Origin of the sequence: Flavobacterium tructae, assembly GCF_002217475.1 — a bacterium.
GTDB classification, from domain to species: Bacteria; Bacteroidota; Bacteroidia; order Flavobacteriales; family Flavobacteriaceae; genus Flavobacterium; species Flavobacterium tructae.
In genome coordinates this window covers 34,967-61,594 of sequence record NZ_MUHH01000043.1, presented here as the reverse complement: position 1 = coordinate 61,594, position 26,628 = coordinate 34,967, and the positions used below count along the sequence as shown (strand labels likewise).

Genomic DNA, 26,628 nt, shown 5'->3' with positions numbered 1-26,628 from the left:
AAAGGGGAAATGAAAAATCATTTCCCCTTTTTCTATATTGCATTTAAACTATTGTTTAGCCACTTTCTCAAATCTCATTACTGGAATATCTCCCTGAATTAAATTTAGCTTTCCATCTTTATCAATGCTATAGCTTGTAATTTGTTTTATTTGTTTTAGAAATACTTGTTCTCCTCCTCCATCACAATACATCATTGTAGTCGGTCCGGCTTCTCCAAAGGTCAAAGATTTTCCGTTTAGAGTATATGTCGCACTGTAACCATTGCATCCGTTATTTCCATAAACCTTCGTTTCTTTTTTATCAAAAGTAATTTGAGGTTTTTTGTTTGGATACAATCCATTAAACGCAATTCTTGGTCCCGAGATATATTCTAATTCCCAGCTTGTACCAAACAAATCATCTCCGCTTGAAACAGATTTTGATACCGAACATGAAGAAAACAACAAAGTTAAAACCGAAAGGACTGCAAATGTGTATTTTTTCATAAAAATGGATTTTAAAAATTTATAATTGCTTTTTGAAGTTTAAAATAATTCTATAAAATTCTTTTCTCAATATTCATGCCCAGTTACATGCTTATCGAAGTTTTGTTTTCAGCATAAGTCTCTACTTTCCGTAACTAAGTTACTACAATTTGTTTAAAGTTTTATCGTTCAAATGTTTAAAACAAAACAAAGGCAGCATTTTTTTTGTACTTTGAATGAATCAAAAAACCAAAAATCATCAATCAAAAAATGATTTTTTTTTCGTAAATTAGTAGCCCCAAAACAGACACTATTTATCGCTCTTCAATTTCCCAAATCAGTGAAGGTAAGCCGAAAAAAACGGCGGATTCAAACAGGCGACACGGGGATCTACATCACCTAAATCTAAGGATCTCACATCTGCAAATGAAATCCAATTTTCTAGCTAAATATCCTAACCGTAATTTTTCGAATTAGGAAAAATCTGCCTCTTCGCATTAACTAAAAAAATGCATTGCAAGAGAACTTTGTCTTTTTCATCAAACGAAACCACGATAAAGTTCTAAAAAAATATGCAATAAACAATTCTGGGAAAATTTAACCAATAAAAAAGAAATGAAATGAAAACAATTAAAAAGAATTTAGTGTCTCTATTCATACTATTGCTTTTAACATTAAGTGTGAATATCTATGCGCAAGACCCTTTAAAAGCAGCGCCTAACGCATATAAAAAAGTACTTCTTGAAAATGAGAGAGTGAGAATAATGCAAGTTGAGATTACTCCAGGAGAAACAATTCCATGGCATCATCATCCTGACCACACCATCTATGCACTGACTGATGGAAAAATTGAAATAACAGATAAAGGCAAAGCTCCCATCATTATGGATATTAAAGCTGGAGATGCCATGTACATACCTGCAGTTACTCATATGGCAAAAAATTTAGGAGATACAACTGTGAATTTGATTGTAACAGAAATAAAAACTAAAAAATAGACCATTACAGATATCTCAACCTTTTTTAATTTAACTCAAAGTAACAACCTGAATTCAAGTTGTTACTTTTTTTATTTTTAAGATTATCTTTAAAAGGGAGCCAATATATTTTCCGTACTTTGTATCCTTAAAAAAACTAAAAATGAAAGCACTTACCTTTTCTTCTTTTGGAAATTCTGATGTTTTGGAATACATTGAAATTCCCAATCCATCCTTAAAAGATGATGAAATTCTTGTTGAAATGAGAGCCATCGGATTAAATTTTGCCGATGTTTACAGACGAAAAGGAAACTACCATTTAAAAGGAACTCCTCCTTTTATTGCCGGTTATGAAGGTGCCGGAATTGTAACAGACCCCAACAATCATCCTGAATACAAAGTTGGCGATCGCGTGGCTTTCGCCGATGTTCCTTTTGCAAATGCCGAATTAGTCGCGGTAAACATCAACCACGTTTTACCTTTACCCGATACGATTTCATTTGAAACCGCAGCAGCTGTTTTACTCCAAGGTTTAACGGCTCATTATTTAGCAACCGACAGCCATAAAACTGAAAAAGATGAAACGGTATTGATTCACGCAGTAGCCGGTGGAGTTGGACAAATTTTAACACAAATCAGCAAGCTTTTAGGCGCAAAAGTAATTGGCTTAACCTCATCTTCAGAAAAAGCAAAAGTAGCCTTTGAGCAAGGTGCCGATCATGTTTTTCTTTATAACGAAGACTGGAAATCACAAGTCTTCGAAATGACACCAAAAGGCGTCGATGTTGTTTACGACAGTATTGGAAGCACCTTAACTGAGAGTTTTGAAGTCACAAAAGAATGCGGGCAAGTTGTCTTCTTCGGAATGGCGGGCGGTGATCCTGCATTTGTAGATCCGAGAATGTTAATGGACGGTTCTAAAACCCTAACCGGAGGGGATTTATGGAGCTACCTGAATTCTAAAGAAGAGAGAATCAAACGAGCAACGCAATTGTTCCAATGGATTTCTGACGGAAAAATCAAACTTTCAGAACCAACTTCTTTTAAATTATCCGAAGGGAAATTGGCTCATGACTATCTGGAAAGCCGAAAAAGCACTGGAAAAATTATTCTGATTCCTTGATTTTTTTACCACGAATTCACGAATTTTATTTTAAACAATCGTGAATTCGTGACGATTTTTTTTCAATTTAAAATCCAAACGATTCAGCTTAAATCAGTTTGTCAATTCCCATTTCGGTTATTTCGGACAATTCTAGTATTCTGGTTACATCATTTTTATTGGCCACAAAAAACAAATAACTATCACCTTGCGTATCGTAACTCATTAATTCTAAATCCTGCTTCGCCAATTCTTTTTGAATATACGGAAACAAATCATGACTGTATGTTTCTTCAGGATATTCAAAAGTAAAGGTTTCACCAATCATTTCTGAGATGAAATATTCAGCATCTTCCGGATCAAATTTCCAGTCGCTGTGCCAGGAATTTATTCCTTCAAAAAAGTCAAATTCGTAATCATATTCTTCATCCCCTTCCTCTAATCCAAAATTATCAAAAAGCACTTGTGATTGATCTTCCAGTAGACCCACTTCAATATCTCCTCGGGAAAGCAATTGCAAAAACTCTCTAAAATGCCCGACTGAAACCTCATCCGGCATTAAACTTTCGGCAGAAGGACGAATAACTGTTGGCGTCAACTCAATGCCCATGTACTCGCAAATTCCCTGAAGTACTGTTTTGAAATCATTAAAACCAATTTCCTGAAGTTTATTCTTTGGCGCTTCGATATCAATTGGTTCGGCTTCCAAAAATCCTTTGGTATAGTCATAAAAATAACTGTTTGAATACAGTAGCTTAAAATCATTCGTCTCCATACTATTTGTACAACAAAAGAAGATAATAAAGTTTTGCAAAACGTGCTTCAAATTTTTTTTCATCTCTAATGAAGGCTCCGAATAAAACTCAATATGAAGATAATTACAAACAGGTTCCTCCAGCATTTCATCATCAGAAAGCGGTGCAATATTTACCTTTTTGTATAATTCATTTAAAACTTCATACGAATTTTTAAATCCGCTCTTTTTTATTTCAGCCCTCCCTTCTTCATGATCAAATGAATCCGGAAAAGAATACAAAGTAGCAGAAACCGTGTCGCGAATTCCTTTCATTTTAAAATCCACTCGACTTGACTCATTTTGCAGATAAGTATAGATAGAATCCAGAACATCAAAAGAAACGATTGATTCCGGATTATTATTTCTTCCAAAGAAATTAGCAAAGAAGTTTTTCATAAAAATACTAGAATATAACGTTAAGAATACGCTTTACAAACATACTACTTTTACTATAAAAAACACTCTATTTCAATGTCTCAGCAATCATTAAAGCACATTTTTCTCCATCAATGGCTGCAGAAATAATACCTCCGGCATATCCGGCACCTTCTCCACACGGATACAATCCTTTAATTTGTAAATGTTCATAAGTCATAGGGTCTCTCGGAATTCGAACTGGTGATGATGTACGGCTTTCAGGAGCATGCAAAATTGCTTCATTGGTTAAATAACCGCGCATTGATTTTCCAAATTCTTTAAACCCTTCGCGTAGAATTTGTGATAAAAATCCCGGAAAAACCTGCCCCATTTCAACCGAAGTTGTTCCAGGAACATAAGACGTTTTCGGAATATCAGCTGAAACTTTATTCTGTGTAAAGTCGATCATTCGCTGAGCAGGAACCTTTTGAGTCTGCCCTGCCAAATGCCATGCTTTTTGTTCGATACTTTTTTGAAATTCCATTCCGGCTAAAGCTCCAAACTTTGCAAAAGGCTTAAAATCTTCCAACTTTAATTCGATTACAATTCCTGAATTTGCCGTAACCTGATCTCGTTTCGAAGGCGACCAACCATTCGTAACCACCTCACCCGGACTCGTTGCACAAGGTGCAATTACACCACCCGGACACATACAAAACGAATACATTCCGCGACCGTTGACCTGTTTTACAATAGAATATGGCGCAGGAGGCAGATGCTCCCCGCGATAATCACAACTATACTGAATACTATCAATTAATTGCTGAGAATGTTCTGCACGAACTCCTAAAGCAAAAGGTTTTGCTTCTATAAAAATTTTCTTTTTGTCTAATAACTCAAAAATATCTCGTGCTGAATGTCCTGTTGCCAGGATTAATTTATTTGCCAGAATCTTGTCGCCGTTTTGAATAACGACACCTTCAACTTCATTATTCTTTACCAGAATATCAGTAACGCGTGTATCAAACAAAACCTGACCACCAAACTCTATGATTTTATTTCGAATATCTTCAATAATTTTTGGCAACTTATTGGTCCCAATGTGAGGATGTGCTTCTATGAGAATGTCTTCAGAAGCTCCAAAAGCAACAAGCAATTCTAAGATTCGGGTTACATCTCCACGTTTTTTAGAACGTGTGTATAATTTTCCATCTGAATAGGTTCCTGCTCCACCTTCACCAAAACAATAATTAGAATCTTCGTTAACGATATGTTCACGATTTATTGCTTTTAAATCACGACGACGTCCGCGCACATCCTTTCCGCGCTCCAGTACAATTGGTTTTAAACCTAACTCTATTAATTGAAGCGCCGCAAAAAGCCCTGCCGGACCTGCTCCAACTACAATTACTTCTTGTGCCGACGAAACGTCCTTATATACAGGCAATTCTATTTTAGTTTCCTGAAAAGGTTCACCTTGCAGATAGATAATAACTTTTAAATTGATTTTGATCGCTTTTTGACGCGCATCAATTGATCGTTTCAAGATCGAAACGTGTTGAATTTCTTTGGGAGAAACTTTTATTTGTTTAGACAAATGGTCTTTCAGCAACAATTCGTTTGCTGCTATTTCCGGTGTTACCTGAAGTAAAAGTTCTCTTGGCATTGTATTTTATTTATTCAAATTAGCTTTTCTTTCTATGAAAAGAACATGCAAAAATACTATTTTGAAATGAAAATACATCAATTGAAAATTTTATCTGAATTAGGATGACAACGTCCAGTCGCATTGAGTGAGGTCAAAATATAGCAAAGGTTCTCGTCTCCGCTCGAACTGACATAGGGTCTCGTCTCTGCTCGAACGGACAAAGGTTCTTAACTCCGCTCGAATTAACAAGGGTTCCCGACTTCGCCCGAACGGACAATAAGACAATTTCAAAGTGAAACTTCAAACTAACCTTTGTACCTTTGCCTCTTTGAAACTTTGCACCTATAAATAATGTCCAGAAAAATAAAACTAATTTGGGATTTCCGTGGGCCAGCTTCTGCTAAAACAGCTGAGCATCATGAAATTCACTTAAAAGAATATATCATAATCGAAAAACTTCCGTTAAACATTACAGGATTTAAAATCATAAACGACATGCATGCCATTGCTTTTATGGTCGTTACCGATGAAAATATGATTCCCGTAAGAGATGCTTTGAAGCCGCATCGGGGGGAAGTATTTGAAGGATAAAATTCTAATTTTTGGGATGAAATTCCAATAAAAATAAATTCCAAATTCCAATTGCTTAACCAGCTTGGAATTTGGAATTTATATCTTGAGTTTTTTTTATTTTGCAGCAATTAGAAATTAATTTTATAATCGCTAAATATATAGGTATCCTTTTTCTCTCCTGAAAGTTTTATGCTTTTAAATTCTACTACTTCATCATTCTTTATTTCATAACTATACACTTCTGGATTTTTTGCATTCGAAGACAATTCATAAAATTTTCCTTTTTCTGTCCACCATTTCCCTTTTTCAGTAAAAGTTTCTATTTGACAATCCTCTTTTGTGGTAAACATAATTACATAGGTACCGTTTTCAAATCTTTGTTGTATCCAGTGCTTTTCTACTCCTTCAATCTGTTTTTCAACTTCAAAACCTTTCCAGACTCCAATTAATCTAGAATCTTGTTCTTTACTTTCTGTCGAAAAACTAAAAATTAACATCGCCAATAATAAAAGACCAAGTGATGTAAATAAAAATGATGTTTTTTTCATATAATTAGTTTAAAGGAATTTCTATTGTTTTCATATAATCGTTTAAAAAAATAAACATGAAAGATTCCACTTCCTTATCGGCTTTGTAATCAGCTTCTTTTTGCTTTAAATATTTATTTTCTTTACTATTACTATTTGAGTTTTCAAGTGTCAATTTATTTAAAACCTTATCACTTTCAGCCGTCATTTCTTTAAATTCTTTTGCTTTTTGTTTGTATTCGTCAGTCTTTTTATAATATTTAAAATATTTCTTTTTAAAATCCATAAACTCTTCGGCGGTTAATTTTTTAGATTTTACGTTTACTCCATCTTTTAGTTCTATCAAAGTATAATTTTCAAATACAGAACTATATCCCATATGAACATACTGCAACATTTTTCCTGAAGGACAAATTAGAAGACCCGAATAAAAGTTACATTCAAAATTTTTGTTTTCACCAAAAATAGCTTTATAAATAGAAGTCAAGAAAAAATCGCTTTCGCCTTTACTATTCTTCTTGTAATCCTCCTTATATATATTTTCAACAACCAGTTTTCCTTCCAAAAACTTAAAATAGGCGATATAACCTCTCCAATTTGCACTAGAGATGGTAGTTATTAAATTTTCAGGAATAGGATGTATCTTGAAATATTCTTCTAATGGATTTGACTGAATTCGCAATGTATCTTTATCAATAATCAAATAATCTGAAACCTGAGCAGTTGCAAACGATTTGGTAGATATCAATACGACAAAAATAAAAATAGCTTTTAAAAACTTCATAAAAACAACCTAGTTTGCAACCTCACTAATAAACTTAATTCTCATCAAACGCAACTCATCAATATCATAGTCACCATCAAATTCTTTAAGAGCATCCTCGATTTTATCAGATTCAGATTCCATGAAATAATCGTGAATTTCTTCCTGCTGATCGTCATCCAGCATGTCATCAACCCAGTATTTGATATTTAGTTTGGTACCCGAATAAACGATTTGTTCCATTTCTTTGATCAAAGCGTCCATCGAAAGTCCTTTTGCAGAAGCGATATCGCTTAGCGGCAATTTTCTGTCGATGTTTTGAATGATATATAATTTATTAGCGGAGTTAACTCCTGTAGATTTAACTACTAAATCATCCGGACGAATGATATCATTATCCTCAACATATCTGCTGATTAAAGAAACGAAATCACCACCATATTTTTTAGCTTTCCCCTCACCTACACCATGAATATTAAATAATTCCGTTAAAGTAATTGGGTATTTCAGAGCCATATCCTCAAGTGAAGGATCCTGAAAAACAACAAACGGAGGAACTCCTAATTTTTTAGCTACTTTTTTACGCAATTCACGGAGCATGCCCATTAAAACCTCATCGGCTGTTCCTGACGATTTTCCTGCGGTTACAATTGCTTCATCTTCAGATTCACTGTACTCATGATCTTCAGACATCATAAATGAAACCGGTTTTTTAATGAAGTTCAAACCTTCTTTCGTGATTTTCACCACACCATAAGTTTCAATATCTTTTGACAGATAACCTGCTACCAAAACTTGTCGGAGCAAGGCCATCCAATATTTCTCATCGTGGTCAGAGCCCGATCCAAAAAACGACTGGGTATCTGTTTTGTGAGCTTTAATTACAGCATTTACGCGGCCAATTAAGGTAAACACAATTTCTTTTGACTTATAAATATGCTTGGTATCCCGAACGATTTCCAACAATTTAACCACCTGATCTTTGGCTTCAATTCTTGTTTTAGGATTACGAACGTTGTCGTCCATATCTGCACCTTCACCAGTCTCGCTGTCGAATTCTTCACCAAAATAATGCAATAGGAACTTTCTGCGTGACATTGAAGTTTCGGCATACGCTACTACTTCCTGCAAAAGAGCAAATCCAATCTCTTGTTCTGCTACTGGCTTCCCGGACATGAATTTCTCCAACTTCTCTACATCTTTATAGGAGTAGTATGCCAGACAATGTCCTTCTCCTCCATCACGACCGGCACGACCCGTTTCCTGATAATAACTCTCCAATGATTTTGGAATATCATGATGAATTACAAAACGAACGTCCGGTTTATCAATTCCCATTCCAAATGCAATAGTTGCCACTACCACATCAACATCTTCCATCAGGAACATATCCTGATGTTTGGCACGGGTTTTAGCATCTAAACCTGCATGATACGGCACAGCACTGATCCCGTTAACTTGTAAAACTTCGGCAATAGACTCTACTTTTTTACGGCTTAGGCAGTAAATAATTCCGGATTTGCCTTTATGTTGCTTGATAAATCGAATAATATCCGACTCTATATTTTTTGTTTTTGTTCGAACTTCGTAGTACAAGTTCGGTCTGTTGAACGATGCTTTGAAAGTATTCGCATCGGCCATTTCAAGATTTTTCAATATATCCTCCTGAACTTTTGGGGTTGCAGTGGCGGTAAGTCCAATAATAGGTACTTTCCCTAATTGTTTGATTATATTTTTCAGATTACGGTATTCCGGTCTAAAATCATGGCCCCACTCTGAAATACAATGCGCTTCATCAATCGCTACAAAGGAAATGGATACACTTTGTAAAAAAGCCACATACTCTTCTTTTGTTAACGATTCAGGCGCTACATACAAAAGCTTAGTCAAACCTGAAGTGATGTCTTTTTTAACCTGGGCAATTTCTGTTTTGGTGAGAGAGGAATTTAACACATGGGCAATTCCGTTTTCTGAGGAAAGGCTTCGAATAGCATCAACCTGATTTTTCATCAAAGCTATCAAAGGAGAAACAACTATAGCCGTTCCGTCCTGAATTAAAGCGGGTAATTGATAACAAAGAGACTTTCCACCGCCAGTTGGCATAATTACAAAAGTATTCTTCTTCTCTAAAATACTCGTAATGACTTGCTCCTGCAAGCCCTTAAATTGGCTAAAGCCGAAATACTTCTTTAATTCCTTGTGTATTTCAATTTCGTTTGAATTCATTCTTTATATTAATGGATATTTTGTATAAATTTGCAACACATAAAGATACAACTTTCTTTTATACATACAAATTTTAAATATTCTGTTTTGATCACAAAAGAAAATATATTGGCAATCGCCAAAAAAACCATACTATCTGAGAGCGAAGCAATTACAAAGCTAATTGATTTTCTGGACGAAAATTTCTACGAAGCTGTCCAACGTATTTACGAAACTAAAGGCCGATTGATCGTTACAGGCATCGGAAAAAGCGCCATTATTGCTCAAAAAATGGTCGCTACTTTTAACTCAACCGGCACGCCTTCTATGTTCCTACATGCCTCAGAAGCCATACACGGTGATTTGGGTATGATACAAAACGAAGACATCATAATCTGCATTTCAAAAAGCGGAAACAGTCCTGAAATAAAAGTATTGGTTCCTTTGTTAAAACGTTTCGGAAACATCCTGATTGGGATGACCGGGAATGTAACTTCCTTTTTAGCTAAGGGCTCTGACTATGTATTAGACACCACTGTCGAAACAGAAGCCTGCCCGATCAATCTGGCACCAACCAACAGCACCACTGCTCAACTTGTTATGGGAGATGCCTTAGCCGTTTGTCTGATGGAAATGCGCGATTTTAAACCCGAAGATTTTGCAGTTTATCACCCTGGCGGAGCTTTAGGAAAAAAACTATTACTTCGTGTTAAAGACATGATTGAGCATTCGTTAAAACCAATGGTTACTCCTGATACCTCTATCAAAAAAGCAATTTTTGAGATCTCTGAAAAAAGACTGGGTGTAACTGCGGTAATCGAAAACGATAAAATTATCGGAATCATTACTGACGGAGACATCCGAAGAATGCTAAATGACGTAGATACTATTGCTGATTTAACTGCAAAAGATATTATGTCTAAAAATCCTAAATTCGTATCTTCAGAAACAATGGCGGTTGACGCTTTGAATATCTTAGAAGATTTTTCGATAACGCAGCTTATTGTTGCAGATAATGGAGAGTACAAAGGAGTATTACATTTACATGACATTTTAAAAGAAGGAATCGTATAATGGCAAAAAAAAACCTTGGCGAGATGTCATTTCTGGATCATCTTGAAGAATTAAGATGGTTGCTGGTTAGAAGTACAATTGCAACTATGATAATGGCATTTGTAACCTATTTTATAAGTGACTATTTATTTGACGAAATTATTCTTGGCCCAACCCGACCTACTTTTTTTACTTATGTTTGGTTCTGCGATTTATCACACCAACTAGGCTTTGCTGACAGCATCTGTATCACACAGCTGAATTTCATTATCCAAAATACAGAAATGGAAGGTCAGGTAAATATCTTTGTATGGATGTGTCTTTTAGCTGGTTTTATTCTGAGTTTCCCTTATATTTTATGGGAGATCTGGAAGTTTATCAGTCCTGCTTTATATGAAAAAGAGCGAAAAAATGCCAGAGTATTTATTTTCACCTCTTCTTTACTTTTCTTTTTAGGAGTACTGTTCGGATATTTCGTCGTGATCCCAATGTCGGTAAATTTCGTTGCCACTTTTTCTGTGAGTGATGTTGTAAAAAATCAATTCACATTAGACTCTTATATGGGAATGGTGAAAACAAGTATACTGGGAAGTGCCATCTTTTTTGAACTGCCAATTGCCATCTACTTTTTAACTAAATTAGGATTAGTAACTCCTGAATTCTTAAGAAAATATTGGAAATACGCCGTTATTATCATCTTGATTATCGCGGCGATTGTAACACCTCCGGATGTAGTAAGTCAAACTATTGTAGCGATACCAATGTTGCTTATCTACGAAGTAAGTATCCTGATTTCTAAGATTGTTTATCGAAATAAAATGAAAGAAAATGTCTGATATCATAAAAGAATTTAATGATTACCGTTCTAAAATGAACGAGAAATTATTGGCTGACAATAATAAAATTGTAAAAAGAATTTTCAATCTTGACACCAATGCTTATGCTCCCGGAGCTCTTGATGTTAAAACAAAAGAGCTTTTAGGATTAGTAGCCTCAGCCGTTTTGCGTTGTGATGATTGCGTAAAATACCATCTTGAAACCAGCCATAAAGAAGGTGTTACGAAAGAAGAAATGATGGAGGCTATGGGGATCGCAACTTTAGTTGGCGGAACCATCGTAATTCCACATTTGAGGAGAGCATACGAATTTTGGGAAGCTTTAGAAGAAGCTGAAACTAAATAATTGTTAATACGTTTATTTGTTGAATCGTTTATTTGTTAATTTGTAGCGAATAAACGATTCACACGTTTAAACGATTAAACTTAAAAAATGAAATTAAGAGCCGATAATTTAATAAAAACCTATAAAGGACGCAGTGTTGTAAAAGGAATTTCCGTTGAAGTTAATCAAGGGGAAATTGTAGGTCTTTTGGGACCTAACGGTGCCGGAAAAACGACTTCGTTTTACATGATTGTAGGATTGGTTAAACCTAATTCAGGAAACATTTATCTGGACGATCTGAATATTACCGATTATCCTATGTACAAACGTGCTCAACAAGGAATTGGCTATTTAGCACAGGAAGCTTCTGTTTTTAGAAAATTAAGCATTGAAGACAATATTCTGAGTGTTTTGCAATTAACTAAACTATCAAAAGAAGCGCAGATCGCCAAAATGGAAAGTTTAATTGAAGAATTCAGCTTAGAACACATTCGTACCAACCGTGGAGATTTGCTTTCGGGTGGAGAACGTCGTCGTACTGAGATTGCACGTGCTCTGGCAACAGATCCAAAATTCATTTTACTAGATGAACCTTTTGCAGGAGTTGATCCGGTTGCAGTTGAAGACATTCAGAGAATTGTAGCACAGTTGAAAAATAAAAACATCGGAATTTTAATTACCGACCACAACGTTCAGGAAACTTTAGCCATCACTGATAAAACATATTTAATGTTTGAGGGTGGAATTTTAAAAGCGGGTGTACCTGAAGAATTAGTGGAAGATGAAATGGTTCGTCGTGTTTACCTGGGGCAAAATTTTGAACTTCGTAAAAAGAAACTTGAATTTTAAGAAAGTCTACAGTCGCAGTTTTCAGTCTCAGGAAAACTGAAAACTGCGACTGAAAACTATTCCACAGTAATAAACTGCAATTGTTCTAAATCTCCGTTGTAAATATTCACATCTACCGTACGCTTGATTCCCGGTAAAGTTGCTTTTTCAGTAAATTGCCAGAACAACCAATCTTCTTCAATCTTCTCTCTGTAGAAATTATAATTAGCGATCCAGAATAAATATTCTCCAAATTCTTCTTTAAGAAAATCACCATAATAACGCTCTCCGGTATAAATAATCGGACGTACCTGATAATGCGCCTCAACCTTATTCAACCAGCGTTTTAATCCTTTCTTCAAACTGTCTAATGACTGATTTTTAGGTAATCTTTCGATATCTAAAACCGGAGGCAGATCCCCTTTTTGTAATTTTACTGTTTTAATAAACAAATCTGCCTGTTCTATCGAATTTTCGTTCGGACGATAGTAATGATAGGCTCCACGAATAATTTTATGCTTTTTCGCACCTAACCAGTTGTGCATAAACTGCCTGTCGACTTTATTATTTCCTGCCGTAGCCCGGATAAAAACAAACTGGACCGGATATTTTTCTTCCAAAACCTCAACATCACTCCAATGTACGGTTCCCTGAAATTCAGAAACGTCAATACCGATTACTTTTCCTTTGTGATTTTCCAGAACCTGGACATTTCTAACATCAGAAAGATGTTTCTCTACAGCATCCTCTTCCAGAACTTTATTTGATTTAAAGCCTAGATAATAAGCCAGTCCATCACGATAATGATAAACTGTCGCAAAAAAAAGCAATACTAAAAAAGAGTAAATAATAAAACGAAGTCCGCTCGCTAAAATTGACCTCTGAGGTTTCGATTTTCGGGAGTAAGAAGCTCTTCGGGTGGTCGTTTTTCTTGCCATTCCAATAAAACTACTTTTTCAAAAAGATATTATTCACTACTGAAAGCAACACATAAATGATAATAATTAACGGAATTGCCATGTACTGTAATAACACCACCAAAACCAAACAAATCAATAAAAACACAATTTGCAGGACATTATCTTTCACAGTAAACTTTTTAATCTTTAAGGCGAACAATGGAATTTCGGCATTTAAAATATAAGCACTGCATAAAGTAATTCCCAAAAGAACCCAATGATTGGTTAACATTTCAAATATAAACAATGAATCAGAGAAATCGATAACTAATGGAAGGCTTAAAATAAAAAGAGCATTCGCCGGAGTTGGCAAACCAATAAACGAATCCGTCTGACGTGTATCAATATTGAAATTAGCCAATCGGTAACAAGAACCTAATGTCACAATAAATCCAAGAAAAGGAACGATTGTTAAGGCAACTTCATTGTTCGGGTCAGCACTTTTTAAGAACAAACTGTACATTACATAACCCGGAACAACACCACTGGTTACCATATCTGCTAACGAATCTAACTGTAATCCAAGCGGACTTGAAACTTTGAACAATCGGGCAAAAAAACCATCAAAAAAATCAAAAAAGATCCCTAAGGAAACCATGCAAAAAGCCATTAAAAAGTTCTCTTGAGAAACAAAAACGACAGCAATACAGCCGCAGAACAAGTTGATTAATGTGATTAAATTAGGAATGTGTTTTTTAATGTTCATGATTTATATTTTTAACAAATGGTGAAGGGCAAATTTCGTATAAATAAGCGACATTAGTAGCAAAAATTTCTATTAAAATTCTCTCCTTTCAAAAGCTTTATAAACATTTTCTCCTGAAAAATTTAAGTTTTACAATAATTTCAATTAGATGAGTAAAATATTATATTTTTGATGAAAATTAAAACAGACTCCGGTTTGCTAAAATATATCCGTTGAAGAAAATCTTTGTATTTTTATTATTGTGGAGTTGCACCTTACAGTATGCACAAACCGTTCGAAAATATTCGAATGAGTTTATGAATATTGGTGTTGATGCAGCCGCCTTAGGAATGTCGGGTGCTGTTGTCGCTTCTACCAATGATGTCAATTCTGTTTATTGGAATCCGGCTGGTCTTACTCATCTTGAGGATCATCAAATTTCATTGATGCACGCCAATTACTTTGCCAATATTGCACAATACGACTACATTGGATATGCCAGCCCGATTGATGACAGAAGTGCCTGGGGAATTTCGATGATTCGTTTTGGAGTTGATGATATCATGGACACCACTCAATTGATCGACAATCAGGGAAATATAGACTACAATCGAATCAGATTGTTCTCTACTGCCGATTATGGTTTTACTTTTTCTTACGCGAGAAAATTACCTGTAGATGGTTTTCAGTATGGTGTAAATGCAAAAGTAATCAGAAGGGTTATTGGAAAATTTGCCAATTCCTGGGGCTTTGGCTTTGACTTTGGCCTTCAATTTGAAAGAAATGGATGGAATTTTGGTTTGATGCTTCGAGATATTACCACTACTTATAATGTATGGAATATTAATGAAGAGGAATACAAGAAAATTGCCAATGCCATTCCGGGAGAAAACAACGAATTACCAGAAAGTACTGAGATTACTTTACCAAAAGCTCAACTGGGAGTTTCTAAAAAAATTGAGTTTCACGGCGATTATAGTCTTTTGGTCGCTACCAATTTAAACATGCGTTTCGAGCAAACCAATGATATTATTTCCTCAAAAGTGGTTAGTATAGATCCTGCTTTGGGATTTGAATTTGGCTATACTAATCTTGTATTTTTAAGAGCAGGAGCAGGAAATTTTCAAAACGTAACTCAGCTGGATAATACTGAAAAGTTAAATTTTCAACCCAACATTGGCCTTGGTTTTAAATACAAAGGCATTCAGGTGGATTATGCTCTGACTGATTTAGGAAATCAAAGCACCGCTTTATACTCTAATATTTTTTCATTAAAAGTAGATTTAGGTATCTTTAGATAATATTTGTTAACCGTTAAACTTCTTAAAATTTTAAATTATGAAAAATGTCCTTTTCAAAAAAACACTTTTTAGTTTACTATTATTACTAGGTTTTTTAGGTTATAGCCAAAATGTACCCTTATCAAAAGAGGCTAAAATAAGCGTTATTACCTGCGGATTGGGTAACGAAAGTTATAGTTATTTTGGCCACACTGCCATTCGTGTTGCTGATCTGGCGAACAATATCGATGTTGTCTACAATTACGGTAATTTTGATTTTAGAACACCTAATTTTGTCGCTAAGTTCGCGAAGGGGGATTTACAGTATTTTATCAGTGTACGATCATTTCCTGAGTTTATAAACGATTACACTAACGAAAAAAGAAGTGTTTTCGAGCAGGAACTTTTGATCTCTCCAGATTTAAAACAAAAACTTTTTGACAATTTAAATGCGGCCGCATTCTCTGAGGAACGATATTACACCTATAAATTTATCGACAAAAACTGTACTTCGATGATTGTAGATGTCATCAATAAATCTTTAAAGGCAAATATTGTAACTAAAAAAGGAGATACAACTGAAACCTATCGATCTATTTTGTTTCCTTACTTCAAAGATCATTTTTATGAGCAGCTCGGAACCAGTATTATTTTCGGAACAAAAGTAGACCAGGCAGGTACGAAGATCTTTTTACCCTTCGAATTAAAAAACAGTTTAGAAAAAACTACTTTTCAGAATCAGCCTTTAGTAAATAAAAGCAAAACGCTGCTAAATTTTGAAAAAGAGATTCCAAGTTCATGGTGGAATAATATTTACACTTACCTCCTGCTATTGGGCTTTGTAGTTTTGGCACACCATAAAGTGGTAGATAAAATTTATCTTTTAATCTTATCGTTAATAGGAATCTTTTTTATTACGGTTGGGTTCTACTCGCTTCATCAGGAACTGGCAATGAACTATAATGTACTTTTATTAAGTCCGCTTTTATTGATATTAATCCTCTTTTCGCTCTTAAAAAACAAAAGATGGACGTATCGATTCGCAGTTCTACATTTACTTTTCCTGATCGTTTACACCATTTTTATGATCAACAAAGCGCACTTCTTTATTGTTCTGCCAATGATCATAACTAGTGGATTTGTTTTGGTGAGAGTGGCTATTCGAAATAAAAAACGTATTCCAATTATTATCTAATTTACTGTCCGCGGTAAAACAGAACGGTGGTAATGGTTTTAAAAGTAATACTCAAATCCAGAAAGATACTTCTGTGCTTGATATAGTATAAATCGTACTGCAGTTTGATCAAACTCTCCTCTATAGATTCTCCGTAAGAATAGTTTACTTGCGCCCAACCGGTAAGTCCTGGTTTTATAACGTGTCTTGTCTCGTAAAAAGGCATTATACGAGCTATTTCATCCACAAAAAATGGTCGCTCAGGTCTTGGTCCTATTACGGCCATATCGCCCTTTAAAATATTAAAAAACTGCGGTAATTCGTCAATTCTTGATTTGCGCATCATTTTACCGAAAGGCGTAATTCGTTTATCATTTGAAGTAGCGAAAACAATCCCATTAGACTCCGAGTTTTCTACCATAGTTCGAAACTTATAGATTTTAAAAACAACTCCGTTTTTGCCTACTCGTTCCTGCGTGTAAAACAAAGTCCCTTTATTCGCTAACAAATTCGTAACAAGAATAACGGGAATAAACAGAAAACAAATCAACAGCCCGGTAATGGAGAACAACAACTCTATGAAACGAACAAAAAACAAGTATAATTTATTACTATTATTTCTGCTGAAGGGAAAGAATCTATAAAAATCGCGGGCTATATAGTGCACCGGAATACGCTGTGTTTTGCTTTCGTAAACCTGAGTATACTCTCTGATGATATTTCCTGATTCTAATAAGTGAAGTAATTGCTGGTATAAATCGGCAGTGATTCCATCTGTTTTTTGGGAAGCAATCACAATCTCCGACACCTGATTACGTATCACAAACTCCTCTAAATCTTTCTTTTTAACTTCTTTTACATAGTGAAAATTTGAATCTTCTTCTGAAATTGCATCTGAATTTACAAAACCAATAATTTTATAGTGCGGGTCAACATTCTCAAGTCCCAAAACCAATTCTTCAACCTGATTCTGGTCACATATTAAAACTACATTCTGAGAAAAACGATGCGATGCCAAAAAGTAAACATAAAACAAACGCCACAATAACAATGTAACAAGTATTGTAAAATAAAAAATCACGATAATCAATCGCTGCTTAGGCAATACAGGCGCTAAAATAGGAGTAAACAAATAGGCCAGGCTTGAAGTTGTGGCCGTAAAAATTACACTTTGAAGAATTTGCAACTGATTACTGGCTACCTGTAAATTGTACATTTCGAATATTACGCCAAAAGCGTACACATAAGTCAGAAGTAAAAGTATACCTGGAAAATTACTCTTATCAAAAACGAAATAATTATAATGAAATATTAAACTTAACAGATATAATGCGGACAAAATAAAAACAACATCAAAAAGAAGAAGTAATACTCTCCTTTCCGAAATTTCGAAATGCATTTTTGTTTTTGAAAACATTTAATAAGTTTGTTTAGGGGCTTAAACGTGAGGCAAATGTATTATAAAAAACAGAATTTAGCTGACGGAAATTTCTTCTTTTTCAGGAATTTTAATCTGGACAAAAAGAAGCGATAATCCGTACACAAAAGCAGGTGCGGCCGTTCGCATGGCAGCGTGATTAATGGTTAATAACCAAAACATGAAAAATGAAAAAAAGTATAAATGCTGTCGATTGTTAACATACAACATTATAGGTACTGTTAAAAGTAATACGAGTCCCAAAACACCAAACAAACCATGCTCACTCAGCATTCGCGTAATCTCATTATGGGAAGCAACTTCTTCTCCAAACGTCTCTTTTCGAATTTGTTTTCCCATACCTGCTCCGACACCTAAAACAGGGTTTTCGATGAAAAGCTTTAACTCTTCATTCATAATCTGTTCTCTTCCTCCTAGACGGTCTTTCTTTTGTCTTCCACGTGCATCCTGATTTGAGTAACGTTTTCCAATGAGCCCATTAGTTTGTAAAGAAGAATAAGTCCATACGCCAACAGCCATTAGGCTGGTTAGGGCAAAAACTAACACAAACTTTTTTTTACCTTGGGCATTTGAAAAAATATAGAGCAAAAGCAATAAAAAAGCAATCATGACAATTGCGGTTATAACGCCACCCCTTGAAAAGGTCACGATGCCTCTGTAAGTTATAAAAATTAATAATCCACCATTCAAAAATATCCTTTTTTTCGATTTAGAGAATAATACTAATTGTGTAAAAAAAATAAATATCCCCAATCCTAAAACAGTCGAAACCTGATTGGGTCCAAAACCTCCTGAGGTTTCAAAATTGGATTGAGTTCCTGTAATTACATCTCTAACACTGGGATTATACAGGAACAGATAAACTGTGGTACTAATTATCGGTAATCCCATCGCAATCAATACATTTTGTAAATCTGAAAACAAAATTCTTCTTTTAAACATATAAATCGAAGATATGGCTAAACATAGTGGCCCCGATAAATTAAAAACTAATGATTTTTTGACATCTATAGCAGGATTAAAGACTGTGGATGTAATTAAAATCCCCGGAATTAATAAAATCAGAAAAAAACAATAGACAAATGCATTGGTCGAAAAATTACTGTAGATCATGCCTAATGACATAAAAAATATCACACTAACTTTTACATATTCATTATTAAAATTCCCTCCTGTCATTCGCAAAAAAACCTCAACACCAACCAAATAAGCCGCAACTATAAGAACTTCGTTATTTGCATTTTTTGTTCTGTAAACAATAAAAAAACCAACTATTGGAATTAAAAGTGCATAAATTTTAGATAAAAATGGCAAGCCAAAAATTACTAGCGCAATTATGGCGTGCATTAAAATCATATACTCATACGATAATCGAGTGTTTTTCATTATTTGCTTTTTTTATAAGCTGAAATTAATACGTCAATAACTCTTTCTTCGGAATAACTCTCGATTACTGATTGTTTAAAATTGATGCCAAATTCTTTAATGAGCAACTCATCCCCTATTAATTTCATTAATTGATTTTTCATTTTGATTTCTGAAAAAGGATTAAACAATAATCCCGTAATTCCTTCTTTGATTATATCCGAACAATATCCTACGTTTGTTGAAATTACAGCTAAACCGGATAATGCATACTCCAGCAAAGTGACTGGAAATCCCTCATCTGTCGATGCCAAAATTCCTATATTAGCTTGTGACAAAATATTTTTGATATCATTTTGTTCATCATACAAATGTATATCATTCCCGAGAGAATAAGTTTCTATAAAATTTTTTAACAAATTTGAATAATCATCAAAAAAGTCTTTGCCAATCAAGTGTAAGCTCCAACCTGATTCCTTTAATTTTAAATCTCGAAAAACTTTTAAAACCTGAATGTGATTTTTAGGATTTTTCAAATTTGCTAAAAAAACAATACGCTTTCCTTCTTTTCCTTTTAGAATGGTTGAAGGCAATTCGTTAACAGTAGCAGGAGTAAAATTAGGAATAAAAAACACCTTTTTACACCGCATATTTTTCTTATTCCACTGCTCTAACTTAGGATTTACTACTAAAATGGATGAGAAAAAAAATGAACAAGCAATTAAGGTTTTATTTTGTCTTACAGATTCTTTAATTCGGCTTCCGTAATGATCGTGCCAGATAATTTTAACTCCCGGCAAAGTGAGTTTAATCAAAATGGCTATAAAAAATGATGAACTATGCGCATGAATAAAATCAACCCTATTCTTTTTTATGTAGTTTCTTAATTTAAAAACTGCAGAAAAATCAATACTTTTCTTTTTCTCTAAGAACAAATAGGAAACATTAGAATCTAATTGTTTTTTTAATTTCCCTTCTTTTCTTGTTGCGACCAGACCAGAAAACTCAATCTTATTTAATAAAGCATTTGCATTATTAACAGCCATACGTTCCGCTCCACCAGCATCCAGGGAATCAATTATTTGAACAACTCTCATTTTGTTAGCAGCCTTTTTATTTCCATTTCAAAAACCTCGATTGTATATTGTCGCGCCCATTCGGTAGCAAGCTTGGTTTTATTTAAAAAATCATTTTCCGCTGCAACTATTCTTTCAATATTTATCAAATCATTCGCCATATTCATTTCCAATAGAACACCTCTATTCCCATAATCCAACATAAAAGGCACACATGAAACTTGTGTCGCAATAGGAACACATCCCCAAAACATGCCCTCGGCTATGGCTTTTGGCCAGCCTTCACTTTTAGATGGTAAGATCACAAAATGACTTTTTTGATAAGCTTTTTTCAAAGTATCCCTATTTTGATTTCCATGTAAAATGACAAAATTTTCCAGATTATTTGTTTTAATATACTTTTTCAAAGCGTTGTACTCACCGCCTTCACCATATAAATCTAAAACTACATTGTGGCCACTATCTCTTAGTTTTTGAATCAATTTTATAGCGTAAAAAGGATTTTTACCAGTAACCAGGCTCCCAACAAAAATGAAGTTTAGTACTAAATTAAAATCTGCTTTAGTAACAAACAGTTTTTCAGATTCTAAGTAAGTAGCAGTAAAAAATGGCTTTACATTTTTTGATTGGTTCTCCCACTGACCATAAACCAAAACTGTCATCTTACGAGTCAAAAAAGTATTACTTAATATCCATTTTTGAATTCTGTAGGTATAAGGCTGTTTACTTTTTGGATCCCAATTTCCAGCGTATTTTGCTGTTTTTATCTTCCCTGGAAATAAAATCTGAACCAAACAACCAATTAATCCCATATTCCCGGGACACCTCAAATGGATATGGTCTGCTTTTTTCATTGCCCAAAATACTTTCCAGAAAATTATTGGCAACTTAAATATCGAAACTAAGCTATTATTAAAGTTGGTAAAATTAAAATCAGGTACCTTTTTAAAATTGACTTTATTATGTTGATAAGCGGTGTCAATTGTGTTTGGCTGTTTATTTTTTAATGGAGCAAGAATAGTAACCTCATCAGTATATTTAAGCCAAATATTCATTTCATGAATGTATGGGCCGTAACCAAAATACTGGTTTTCATTCTGAACATGAGGAACATGTGTAACAATCAAGAACTTCATGAGTTTACTTTTGGCTTATTAATTAATAAACCCAAAAAACCAATACTTCTTCCCAAAGCTTCGGTAAGGGCTGCTTTTTTCTTTTGTTCTGTAATAACATTTGCAAACCGAATTAAGATTAAAAGTGCTGTTATTAAATTCCATTTTAAACGATCTTTAAAAATCGGATCTGAATTTTTAACGCGCCAAACATACCAACCATTTCGCACTACCATTTTCCCATAGCGATATTGATTGGGGCGTCCTGAAGGGGCATGAAAATGAGACAATTGAGCTTTTGTATTAATCGCATTTTTACCAAATTCAAGGGCTCTTAAACTAAAATCTGCATCTTCATAAAGGCCATAACCTTCAAAAAATTTAGAAAATTTAATATGATCGACAACATCTCTTCTAAATGCCATCGACATTCCGATAAGCAAATCTACTTCATAGAGTTTTCCGGTAATTGGAAATCCAGAAGTACGACCGTGTGAGAAGTTTGGCATTTTTCCTGAGCCTAAAGGAAATCCAAGACCTAAATAATTCCTCACCACATTACGTGTTCCCTCTTTGTAAAAAAAACCTTCAAACAAGTAATATTTTTTCTTATTGTAAAAAAAATTACTGTCTTGAAATTTCCATTTATTATCATTAATCGACACTCCCCCTACTCCTGCAACATCAAAATTGGCTTGAAATGTTTTTATGATCTCAGAAAAATAATTGGGTTCTAAAACGGTATCATCATCTAAAAAACAAACTACTTCGCTATTTGTACTTAGGTTTGATATTCCAAAATTTCTTTGCTTCGTTAGCCCTCTGTTTTCATCTGAAACTAAAAAATACTTTACGTTATCGAATTTATTTTCCTCCAGAATAACCTTAGTTTCTTTATTGGTTGAGCCGTCAATTATTAAAATTTCGTTTGGATAGAGGTTTTGTTTTTGAACTGATTTTAGTAACATTAATAAAGAATCAGCACGCATGTAGGTACAAACAATTAAAGAAAATCGCAATGGTGTATTCATCAAACTATACTTTTAAAACTACTAAAATATTACCCGCTGTTAATTCTTCGTGAGAATATTTGCGATAATCTTCATGCAATAGTACTTCTTTAAACAGATTATACTTTTGAGTTCCTTCATTAAGACTTTCATAATCTAAATGCATAATTTCAAAATTATACTTTTTAAATATTTCAAGAAATTGAGGTAATCTTAAACGATTATGATAATCAAACTTGGTGTGAATTCGATTCCATTCTTTCTTACTATACTTCAAAAAATCCTGCATAGACAATCTACTATCTGCATGTTGTCTTAAATCACTTGGTGAAATAAAATGAATGACGTAAGTGCCTTTTTTAAGCTCTTTCGCCATTTTTTCATGCAATGCATCAACATCATTTTCATTCATATGTGAAAGTACATAACGTGAAAAAACAATATCAGCATCTGGAAAACAATTCTTTACAACATTGTACTTCGGAAAATATTCAACATCATTTGGAAGTCCGTATTTACTATCTAAATTCGCCAGAACCTCACAATTATATCTTTTAGAAAACAAACCATTTAATTCTAAAACAGTTTCTTTTTTAAAATGCTGATTGATATCAAAAGTATAGACTTTTTTTACCTCAAACTTATATTTAAAAAAATAAGGCATCCCAGGAAACCACCCAGAACCAAATTCAAAAACAGTCTGGCCTTTTGCATCTATATTCAAATCTTTTAAAACTTTGGAAAGTCTTAAATAAGTTGACTCAACACTTTTTAAACGATCTTCTAATGGTGATTTATCAAAAAAACTTTGAATTTTATGATAACAATAATCACCAGCTTTATTGGGCAATAAAGCTAATGTCTTAAATAATATAGTTTTTAGTTTATGATTCATTTTTAATTATACTGCTTTTCGCATTTGTAAACCTGTATTACTTTTCTCAAATAAATTTCCTTGCAAATCTATATCCAATAATAGATTTTCAAATCCAGACCAATATTCAATTAGTTCCCTTAGAGTTGGGTTCCAGATCTCGTTGTTTTTAATTTTATTTCCTAAAAATTCGAAATTTTCAGCCACTTTTTTATCTATTATAGCCGGTGAAGAAAATAATCTTCCTTTATGATAATGCATCGGAACTGAAAAATAGGTATGTGCTATAAAAGCACCACTTTCATTGATCAACGTACTAATATTCTCCTGAGATAAAGATTTTTTAAAATCCAGCATTTCCAAAGTTTGAAAAATATAAAATTCTTTCTCTGCAATACTATGTTTAAAAACGATCGGAGAATATTTTGCTAATTTATAAGGCTTATTTTTCTTCGCGTTCCAAAATAATAAAACGGAAAAAATAGAAGCTCCAAGTTTTAAAAGATCATTTATTAATGGAAAAAATGACTTTATTTTTTTCTGAAAAAATACTTTCTTAAAATTTGACGCTGTACGTCTATACTTAGAAATTAAATCCTCATCATTGTAATAATGAAAAATAATATTTTTAATTATTAGTTGCACTTTTTTAGCAAAACCCTGATCTTTGTTTCCATTATAAAACCCTGATAGTGTAAAATGTTCCGTGTTAAATTGATTGATGACTCCTGTAGTTGCTGTACCTGAATCAATATAATTCCAAAGTGTATTAATTTTTTTATCTTGTAGAATTTCTTCAAAATCACAATCGGTTAAAACACCTTTTCTTAAAAGAGAAAAATTATAAGGCTGAAACCCATGATCAATCCATACTTTAATTGGATTAAATGGTGGTTTGAACTGCTTAAAATCCTTGAAACTTGCGTCATTTGATTTCAGAGATTGTGAAAGTGAATGGTAACACAATTCGTGTCCGGATTCTCTCCATTTTAATAATTCTTCTGCCTGATTTTGATAAGAGGCGTTATTATCTCTTTTAGAAAAATGATTTAAGAAGAATCCTTTCGTAATTTTTATTTGATGCTCATTGAAAAAATTTCTTTGTATGATCAAATTCTCTTCAGTGTCAAAATCGCAATGATCTGTAAAACAAGCTACAGCAGAAAATGGAATTTTAGACCTGCTAAACTCAAACCCGCATTCTTCAGGATATAATAATGCCGGATTTTCAATAAAATCAAACTTTTGCCTTGCCTGATAAGCTGTTTTTCTATTCTCACTTCCCAAATAACTTGCTATTGGTGCAGCATTTTCCGGATTAAATCTCCATAACAAAACACATGGCGCATTTTTATCAATTTCCCAAATTCCACTTGTTATGTTTGCCTGAACAACTTTATCATTCTGAAATTTTAGAATTTTGGGACTAAACTCATTTGCGATAAAATTAGTTTTTAATTTTTGCCATGTATAGTCGTGGTTTCTAAACTGTGCTACCGGCTCTGAAAAAACAATTTTTATGTCGAATGAATTACAATCTGAAAGATTAATCGAAGACAAATCAATAATAACTTTGTTTATCTGATTATCGAACAGAATCTCCCGATTTTCCGAAGATTTTAATAATGTAATAGATTGTATCAAAGATTCCGGTTTATTCATGCCTCTTTCCTAATTCTATTAATCTGCCAGCATAAAACAGGGACTTTTTAAATTGCAGATTTTTATAGGGTAATCTTAAAAAACGATAAAAAAAGCCTCTTTTAGCACCCTTAAAAAGATATAGAAAAAAATGTTTGTGTTTGTATTCTATTACTTGCTGCGGTGTAAAATTCTTTATAATTCCATACATAACTGTTGGGCTAGGAACTGGTTTTATCCATTTTACAGCTTCTCCTTGTTCCCAAGGCTGAGCTTTTCTTTTTTTTCCTAAAATTTTAGCCTGATTACCCCAAAAACGATATCCTCCAACTGGAGGTTTTAAATGCAAAATTGGAGAAAATGGGTTTGAAACCAGTACAACTCCTAATTTAGCCAGTGAAAAACCAAAATCACTATCTTCACCATAACCTCCGTCAAAATTAACGTCGTTTCCTTTTAATTTTCTAACATACTCTGTTTTTACACAAGAATTGGCATTACTAAATGTATCTGAAACACCAATTTTCCATCTTTCATCCTTTAACTTTTCTAATTTTAAATCAAGATCTTCTAATTGTTGGTATTCATTATCAGCCCTAATATCTAAACCATTGTTAGCATATGTCTTATATGTTTGTAATACTTTGAGATGATTTTCTATAAAATCTGATTTAAATCGAATATCATCATCCCCAAAAACGATATAATCACCTGTGCATAAATCAGTAGCTTCATTTCTCGCTCTGCAACTTCCTTTGGTCTCTTGCCATTTTACAATTAGTTCAAAAGGATATCTTTTTTCCTGATAAAGTGCTTCGTTTCTTTGTTCTTTCGGAGTAGCATCAACTACAATCACCTGAGAAACCGGATAACTCTGACTGACCAAATCATCTAATAAACTGAGAGTAAAATTCTGTCGCATCATTGTTGGAATAATGTAACTTACAGAAGGGTTCCCTTTAATTTCGTTTAATTTTCGAGGCTTGACAAGTGGTTTTACTTTTGATATTTTAAAATTTTTCTTTGCAAAAAAATAAGCATTCCATTCCTTCCATTTCCAGAAACCTTTTCTATAAAGCATAAAAACAGAGTGCTCTTTTTTGAAATTTTTTATAAAAAAAACATACCTGTCTTTTGCCGTTATGTTTATTTCTTCTTTAATAGTCTCTTTGAATAAATCTTTTACATAAAGCGGAATTGCTGCAGAATTTCGTAAAGCATTATAACCAAAATCCAGCGCCTGCATTTGATTGTTTTGATACTCAGAATCAAATCCACCTAAAGTTTCCCAAACCGATTTACGAACTGCAAACGAGTTTGGGTTAATTCTCCAGCTCACACATTCGTCTAAATTATCAAAATCATTTATGTACCAAAAGAAAGTAGCAGTTTGATATACTAATTCAGGAAAGGCGTTTTTGTACCCCTGTTCAAATGAACTATGCCAGATATCTCCGGCACCGGACGACAGAATTTCCAGTTTTTCTAAATCAGGCTGTCCATTGTAAAGAATAATCTCTCCACCAGTTGTTACAAATTCATTCAGTTTCATTTAT

25 protein-coding genes are annotated in these 26,628 nt (G+C 33.7%); 9 read left to right on the top strand and 16 right to left on the bottom strand.

Annotation, left to right across the window (positions count from 1 at the left end; genetic code table 11):
• Window positions 1–48: 48 nt before the first annotated feature.
• On the bottom strand, window positions 49–486 hold the full coding sequence (locus tag B0A80_RS17960; RefSeq protein WP_089078192.1) for an META domain-containing protein: 438 nt from the start codon (window positions 484–486) through the stop codon (window positions 49–51).
• A gap of 599 nt (window positions 487–1,085) precedes the next feature.
• Between B0A80_RS17960 and B0A80_RS17955 the strand changes: the two genes are divergently transcribed.
• Together B0A80_RS17955 and B0A80_RS17950 are read left to right on the top strand one after the other, a co-directional pair.
• Window positions 1,086–1,463, top strand: a complete 378-nt coding sequence (locus tag B0A80_RS17955) for a cupin domain-containing protein (RefSeq protein ID WP_070907809.1) — start codon at window positions 1,086–1,088, stop codon at window positions 1,461–1,463.
• Between the two features lie 142 nt (window positions 1,464–1,605).
• Window positions 1,606–2,565 carry a quinone oxidoreductase family protein gene (locus B0A80_RS17950; protein ID WP_089078191.1) on the top strand — a complete coding sequence of 320 codons (960 nt, stop codon included), beginning with the start codon at window positions 1,606–1,608 and terminating at the stop codon, window positions 2,563–2,565.
• Between the two features lie 88 nt (window positions 2,566–2,653).
• Here the strand turns inward: B0A80_RS17950 and B0A80_RS17945 are convergent, their stop codons facing one another.
• Together B0A80_RS17945 and B0A80_RS17940 are read right to left on the bottom strand one after the other, a co-directional pair.
• Window positions 2,654–3,736, bottom strand: coding sequence for a DUF6630 family protein (locus tag B0A80_RS17945; protein WP_089078190.1), 1,083 nt, complete (start codon window positions 3,734–3,736; stop codon window positions 2,654–2,656).
• Window positions 3,737–3,803: 67 nt separating this feature from the next.
• Window positions 3,804–5,363: an NAD(P)/FAD-dependent oxidoreductase gene (locus B0A80_RS17940; RefSeq protein WP_089078189.1), complete on the bottom strand. Its 1,560-nt coding sequence runs from the start codon at window positions 5,361–5,363 to the stop codon at window positions 3,804–3,806.
• Between the two features lie 333 nt (window positions 5,364–5,696).
• On the opposite strand from B0A80_RS17940, the gene B0A80_RS17935 reads away from it, so the two are divergent.
• Window positions 5,697–5,936, top strand: a complete 240-nt coding sequence (locus tag B0A80_RS17935; RefSeq protein WP_070907813.1) for a hypothetical protein — start codon at window positions 5,697–5,699, stop codon at window positions 5,934–5,936.
• A 110-nt stretch (window positions 5,937–6,046) separates the two neighbouring features.
• On the opposite strand, the gene B0A80_RS17930 is transcribed toward B0A80_RS17935, so the two are convergent.
• From B0A80_RS17930 to recQ, 3 genes are read right to left on the bottom strand one after another with little or no spacing between them, the layout of a single operon-like run.
• Window positions 6,047–6,466: a hypothetical protein gene (locus tag B0A80_RS17930; RefSeq protein WP_089059944.1), complete on the bottom strand. Its 420-nt coding sequence runs from the start codon at window positions 6,464–6,466 to the stop codon at window positions 6,047–6,049.
• A 4-nt stretch (window positions 6,467–6,470) separates the two neighbouring features.
• Window positions 6,471–7,229 carry a hypothetical protein gene (locus B0A80_RS17925; RefSeq protein WP_089078188.1) on the bottom strand — a complete coding sequence of 253 codons (759 nt, stop codon included), beginning with the start codon at window positions 7,227–7,229 and terminating at the stop codon, window positions 6,471–6,473.
• 9 nt (window positions 7,230–7,238) lie between these two features.
• A complete protein-coding gene (gene recQ, locus B0A80_RS17920; RefSeq protein ID WP_070907816.1) occupies window positions 7,239–9,434 on the bottom strand; it encodes a DNA helicase RecQ in 2,196 nt (731 codons plus the stop codon).
• Window positions 9,435–9,521: 87 nt separating this feature from the next.
• Between recQ and B0A80_RS17915 the strand changes: the two genes are divergently transcribed.
• From B0A80_RS17915 to lptB, 4 genes are all read left to right on the top strand, one after another.
• A complete protein-coding gene (locus tag B0A80_RS17915) occupies window positions 9,522–10,487 on the top strand; it encodes a KpsF/GutQ family sugar-phosphate isomerase (RefSeq protein WP_017494916.1) in 966 nt (321 codons plus the stop codon).
• Window positions 10,487–11,302 carry a twin-arginine translocase subunit TatC gene (tatC, locus tag B0A80_RS17910; protein ID WP_017494917.1) on the top strand — a complete coding sequence of 272 codons (816 nt, stop codon included), beginning with the start codon at window positions 10,487–10,489 and terminating at the stop codon, window positions 11,300–11,302. The genes B0A80_RS17915 and tatC overlap by 1 nt, the downstream gene beginning before the upstream one ends.
• Window positions 11,295–11,648 carry a carboxymuconolactone decarboxylase family protein gene (locus tag B0A80_RS17905; RefSeq protein WP_017494918.1) on the top strand — a complete coding sequence of 118 codons (354 nt, stop codon included), beginning with the start codon at window positions 11,295–11,297 and terminating at the stop codon, window positions 11,646–11,648. Before tatC ends, B0A80_RS17905 begins: the two co-directional genes overlap by 8 nt.
• An 87-nt stretch (window positions 11,649–11,735) precedes the next feature.
• Window positions 11,736–12,476, top strand: a complete 741-nt coding sequence (lptB, locus tag B0A80_RS17900; protein ID WP_017494919.1) for an LPS export ABC transporter ATP-binding protein — start codon at window positions 11,736–11,738, stop codon at window positions 12,474–12,476.
• 56 nt (window positions 12,477–12,532) lie between these two features.
• Here the strand turns inward: lptB and B0A80_RS17895 are convergent, their stop codons facing one another.
• Together B0A80_RS17895 and B0A80_RS17890 are read right to left on the bottom strand one after the other, a co-directional pair.
• The gene (locus tag B0A80_RS17895; RefSeq protein ID WP_017494920.1) at window positions 12,533–13,393 is read right to left on the bottom strand and encodes a glycoside hydrolase family 25 protein; all 861 of its coding nucleotides are present in this window, start codon (window positions 13,391–13,393) and stop codon (window positions 12,533–12,535) included.
• A gap of 10 nt (window positions 13,394–13,403) precedes the next feature.
• A complete protein-coding gene (locus B0A80_RS17890) occupies window positions 13,404–14,120 on the bottom strand; it encodes a CDP-alcohol phosphatidyltransferase family protein (protein ID WP_017494921.1) in 717 nt (238 codons plus the stop codon).
• Between the two features lie 212 nt (window positions 14,121–14,332).
• On the opposite strand from B0A80_RS17890, the gene B0A80_RS17885 reads away from it, so the two are divergent.
• Together B0A80_RS17885 and B0A80_RS17880 are read left to right on the top strand one after the other, a co-directional pair.
• Window positions 14,333–15,400: a putative type IX sorting system protein PorV2 gene (locus B0A80_RS17885; RefSeq protein WP_455550105.1), complete on the top strand. Its 1,068-nt coding sequence runs from the start codon at window positions 14,333–14,335 to the stop codon at window positions 15,398–15,400.
• Between the two features lie 37 nt (window positions 15,401–15,437).
• Window positions 15,438–16,574, top strand: coding sequence for a lipoprotein N-acyltransferase Lnb domain-containing protein (locus B0A80_RS17880; RefSeq protein WP_089078187.1), 1,137 nt, complete (start codon window positions 15,438–15,440; stop codon window positions 16,572–16,574).
• Window position 16,575: 1 nt separating this feature from the next.
• Here B0A80_RS17880 and B0A80_RS17875 read toward each other — a convergent pair whose 3' ends face one another.
• The 8 genes from B0A80_RS17875 to B0A80_RS17840 are packed head-to-tail and all read right to left on the bottom strand — an operon-like array spanning window position 16,576 to window position 26,624.
• Window positions 16,576–17,970 carry a sugar transferase gene (locus tag B0A80_RS17875; protein WP_089078186.1) on the bottom strand — a complete coding sequence of 465 codons (1,395 nt, stop codon included), beginning with the start codon at window positions 17,968–17,970 and terminating at the stop codon, window positions 16,576–16,578.
• A gap of 57 nt (window positions 17,971–18,027) precedes the next feature.
• Complete coding sequence (locus B0A80_RS17870) at window positions 18,028–19,377, bottom strand: O-antigen ligase family protein (RefSeq protein ID WP_089078185.1); 1,350 nt, start codon at window positions 19,375–19,377, stop codon at window positions 18,028–18,030.
• Window positions 19,377–20,453: a glycosyltransferase gene (locus B0A80_RS17865; RefSeq protein WP_089078184.1), complete on the bottom strand. Its 1,077-nt coding sequence runs from the start codon at window positions 20,451–20,453 to the stop codon at window positions 19,377–19,379. The genes B0A80_RS17870 and B0A80_RS17865 overlap by 1 nt, the downstream gene beginning before the upstream one ends.
• Window positions 20,450–21,568, bottom strand: a complete 1,119-nt coding sequence (locus B0A80_RS17860) for a glycosyltransferase (protein WP_089078183.1) — start codon at window positions 21,566–21,568, stop codon at window positions 20,450–20,452. The genes B0A80_RS17865 and B0A80_RS17860 overlap by 4 nt, the downstream gene beginning before the upstream one ends.
• Window positions 21,565–22,578, bottom strand: a complete 1,014-nt coding sequence (locus B0A80_RS17855; protein WP_233430771.1) for a glycosyltransferase family 2 protein — start codon at window positions 22,576–22,578, stop codon at window positions 21,565–21,567. The genes B0A80_RS17860 and B0A80_RS17855 overlap by 4 nt, the downstream gene beginning before the upstream one ends.
• Window positions 22,579–22,582: 4 nt before the next feature.
• A complete protein-coding gene (locus B0A80_RS17850; protein WP_089078182.1) occupies window positions 22,583–23,452 on the bottom strand; it encodes a CheR family methyltransferase in 870 nt (289 codons plus the stop codon).
• A gap of 6 nt (window positions 23,453–23,458) precedes the next feature.
• Window positions 23,459–25,093, bottom strand: coding sequence for a hypothetical protein (locus B0A80_RS17845; protein WP_089078181.1), 1,635 nt, complete (start codon window positions 25,091–25,093; stop codon window positions 23,459–23,461).
• Window positions 25,086–26,624, bottom strand: a complete 1,539-nt coding sequence (locus tag B0A80_RS17840) for a glycosyltransferase family 2 protein (RefSeq protein ID WP_089078180.1) — start codon at window positions 26,622–26,624, stop codon at window positions 25,086–25,088. Before B0A80_RS17840 ends, B0A80_RS17845 begins: the two co-directional genes overlap by 8 nt.
• Window positions 26,625–26,628: the final 4 nt, after the last annotated feature.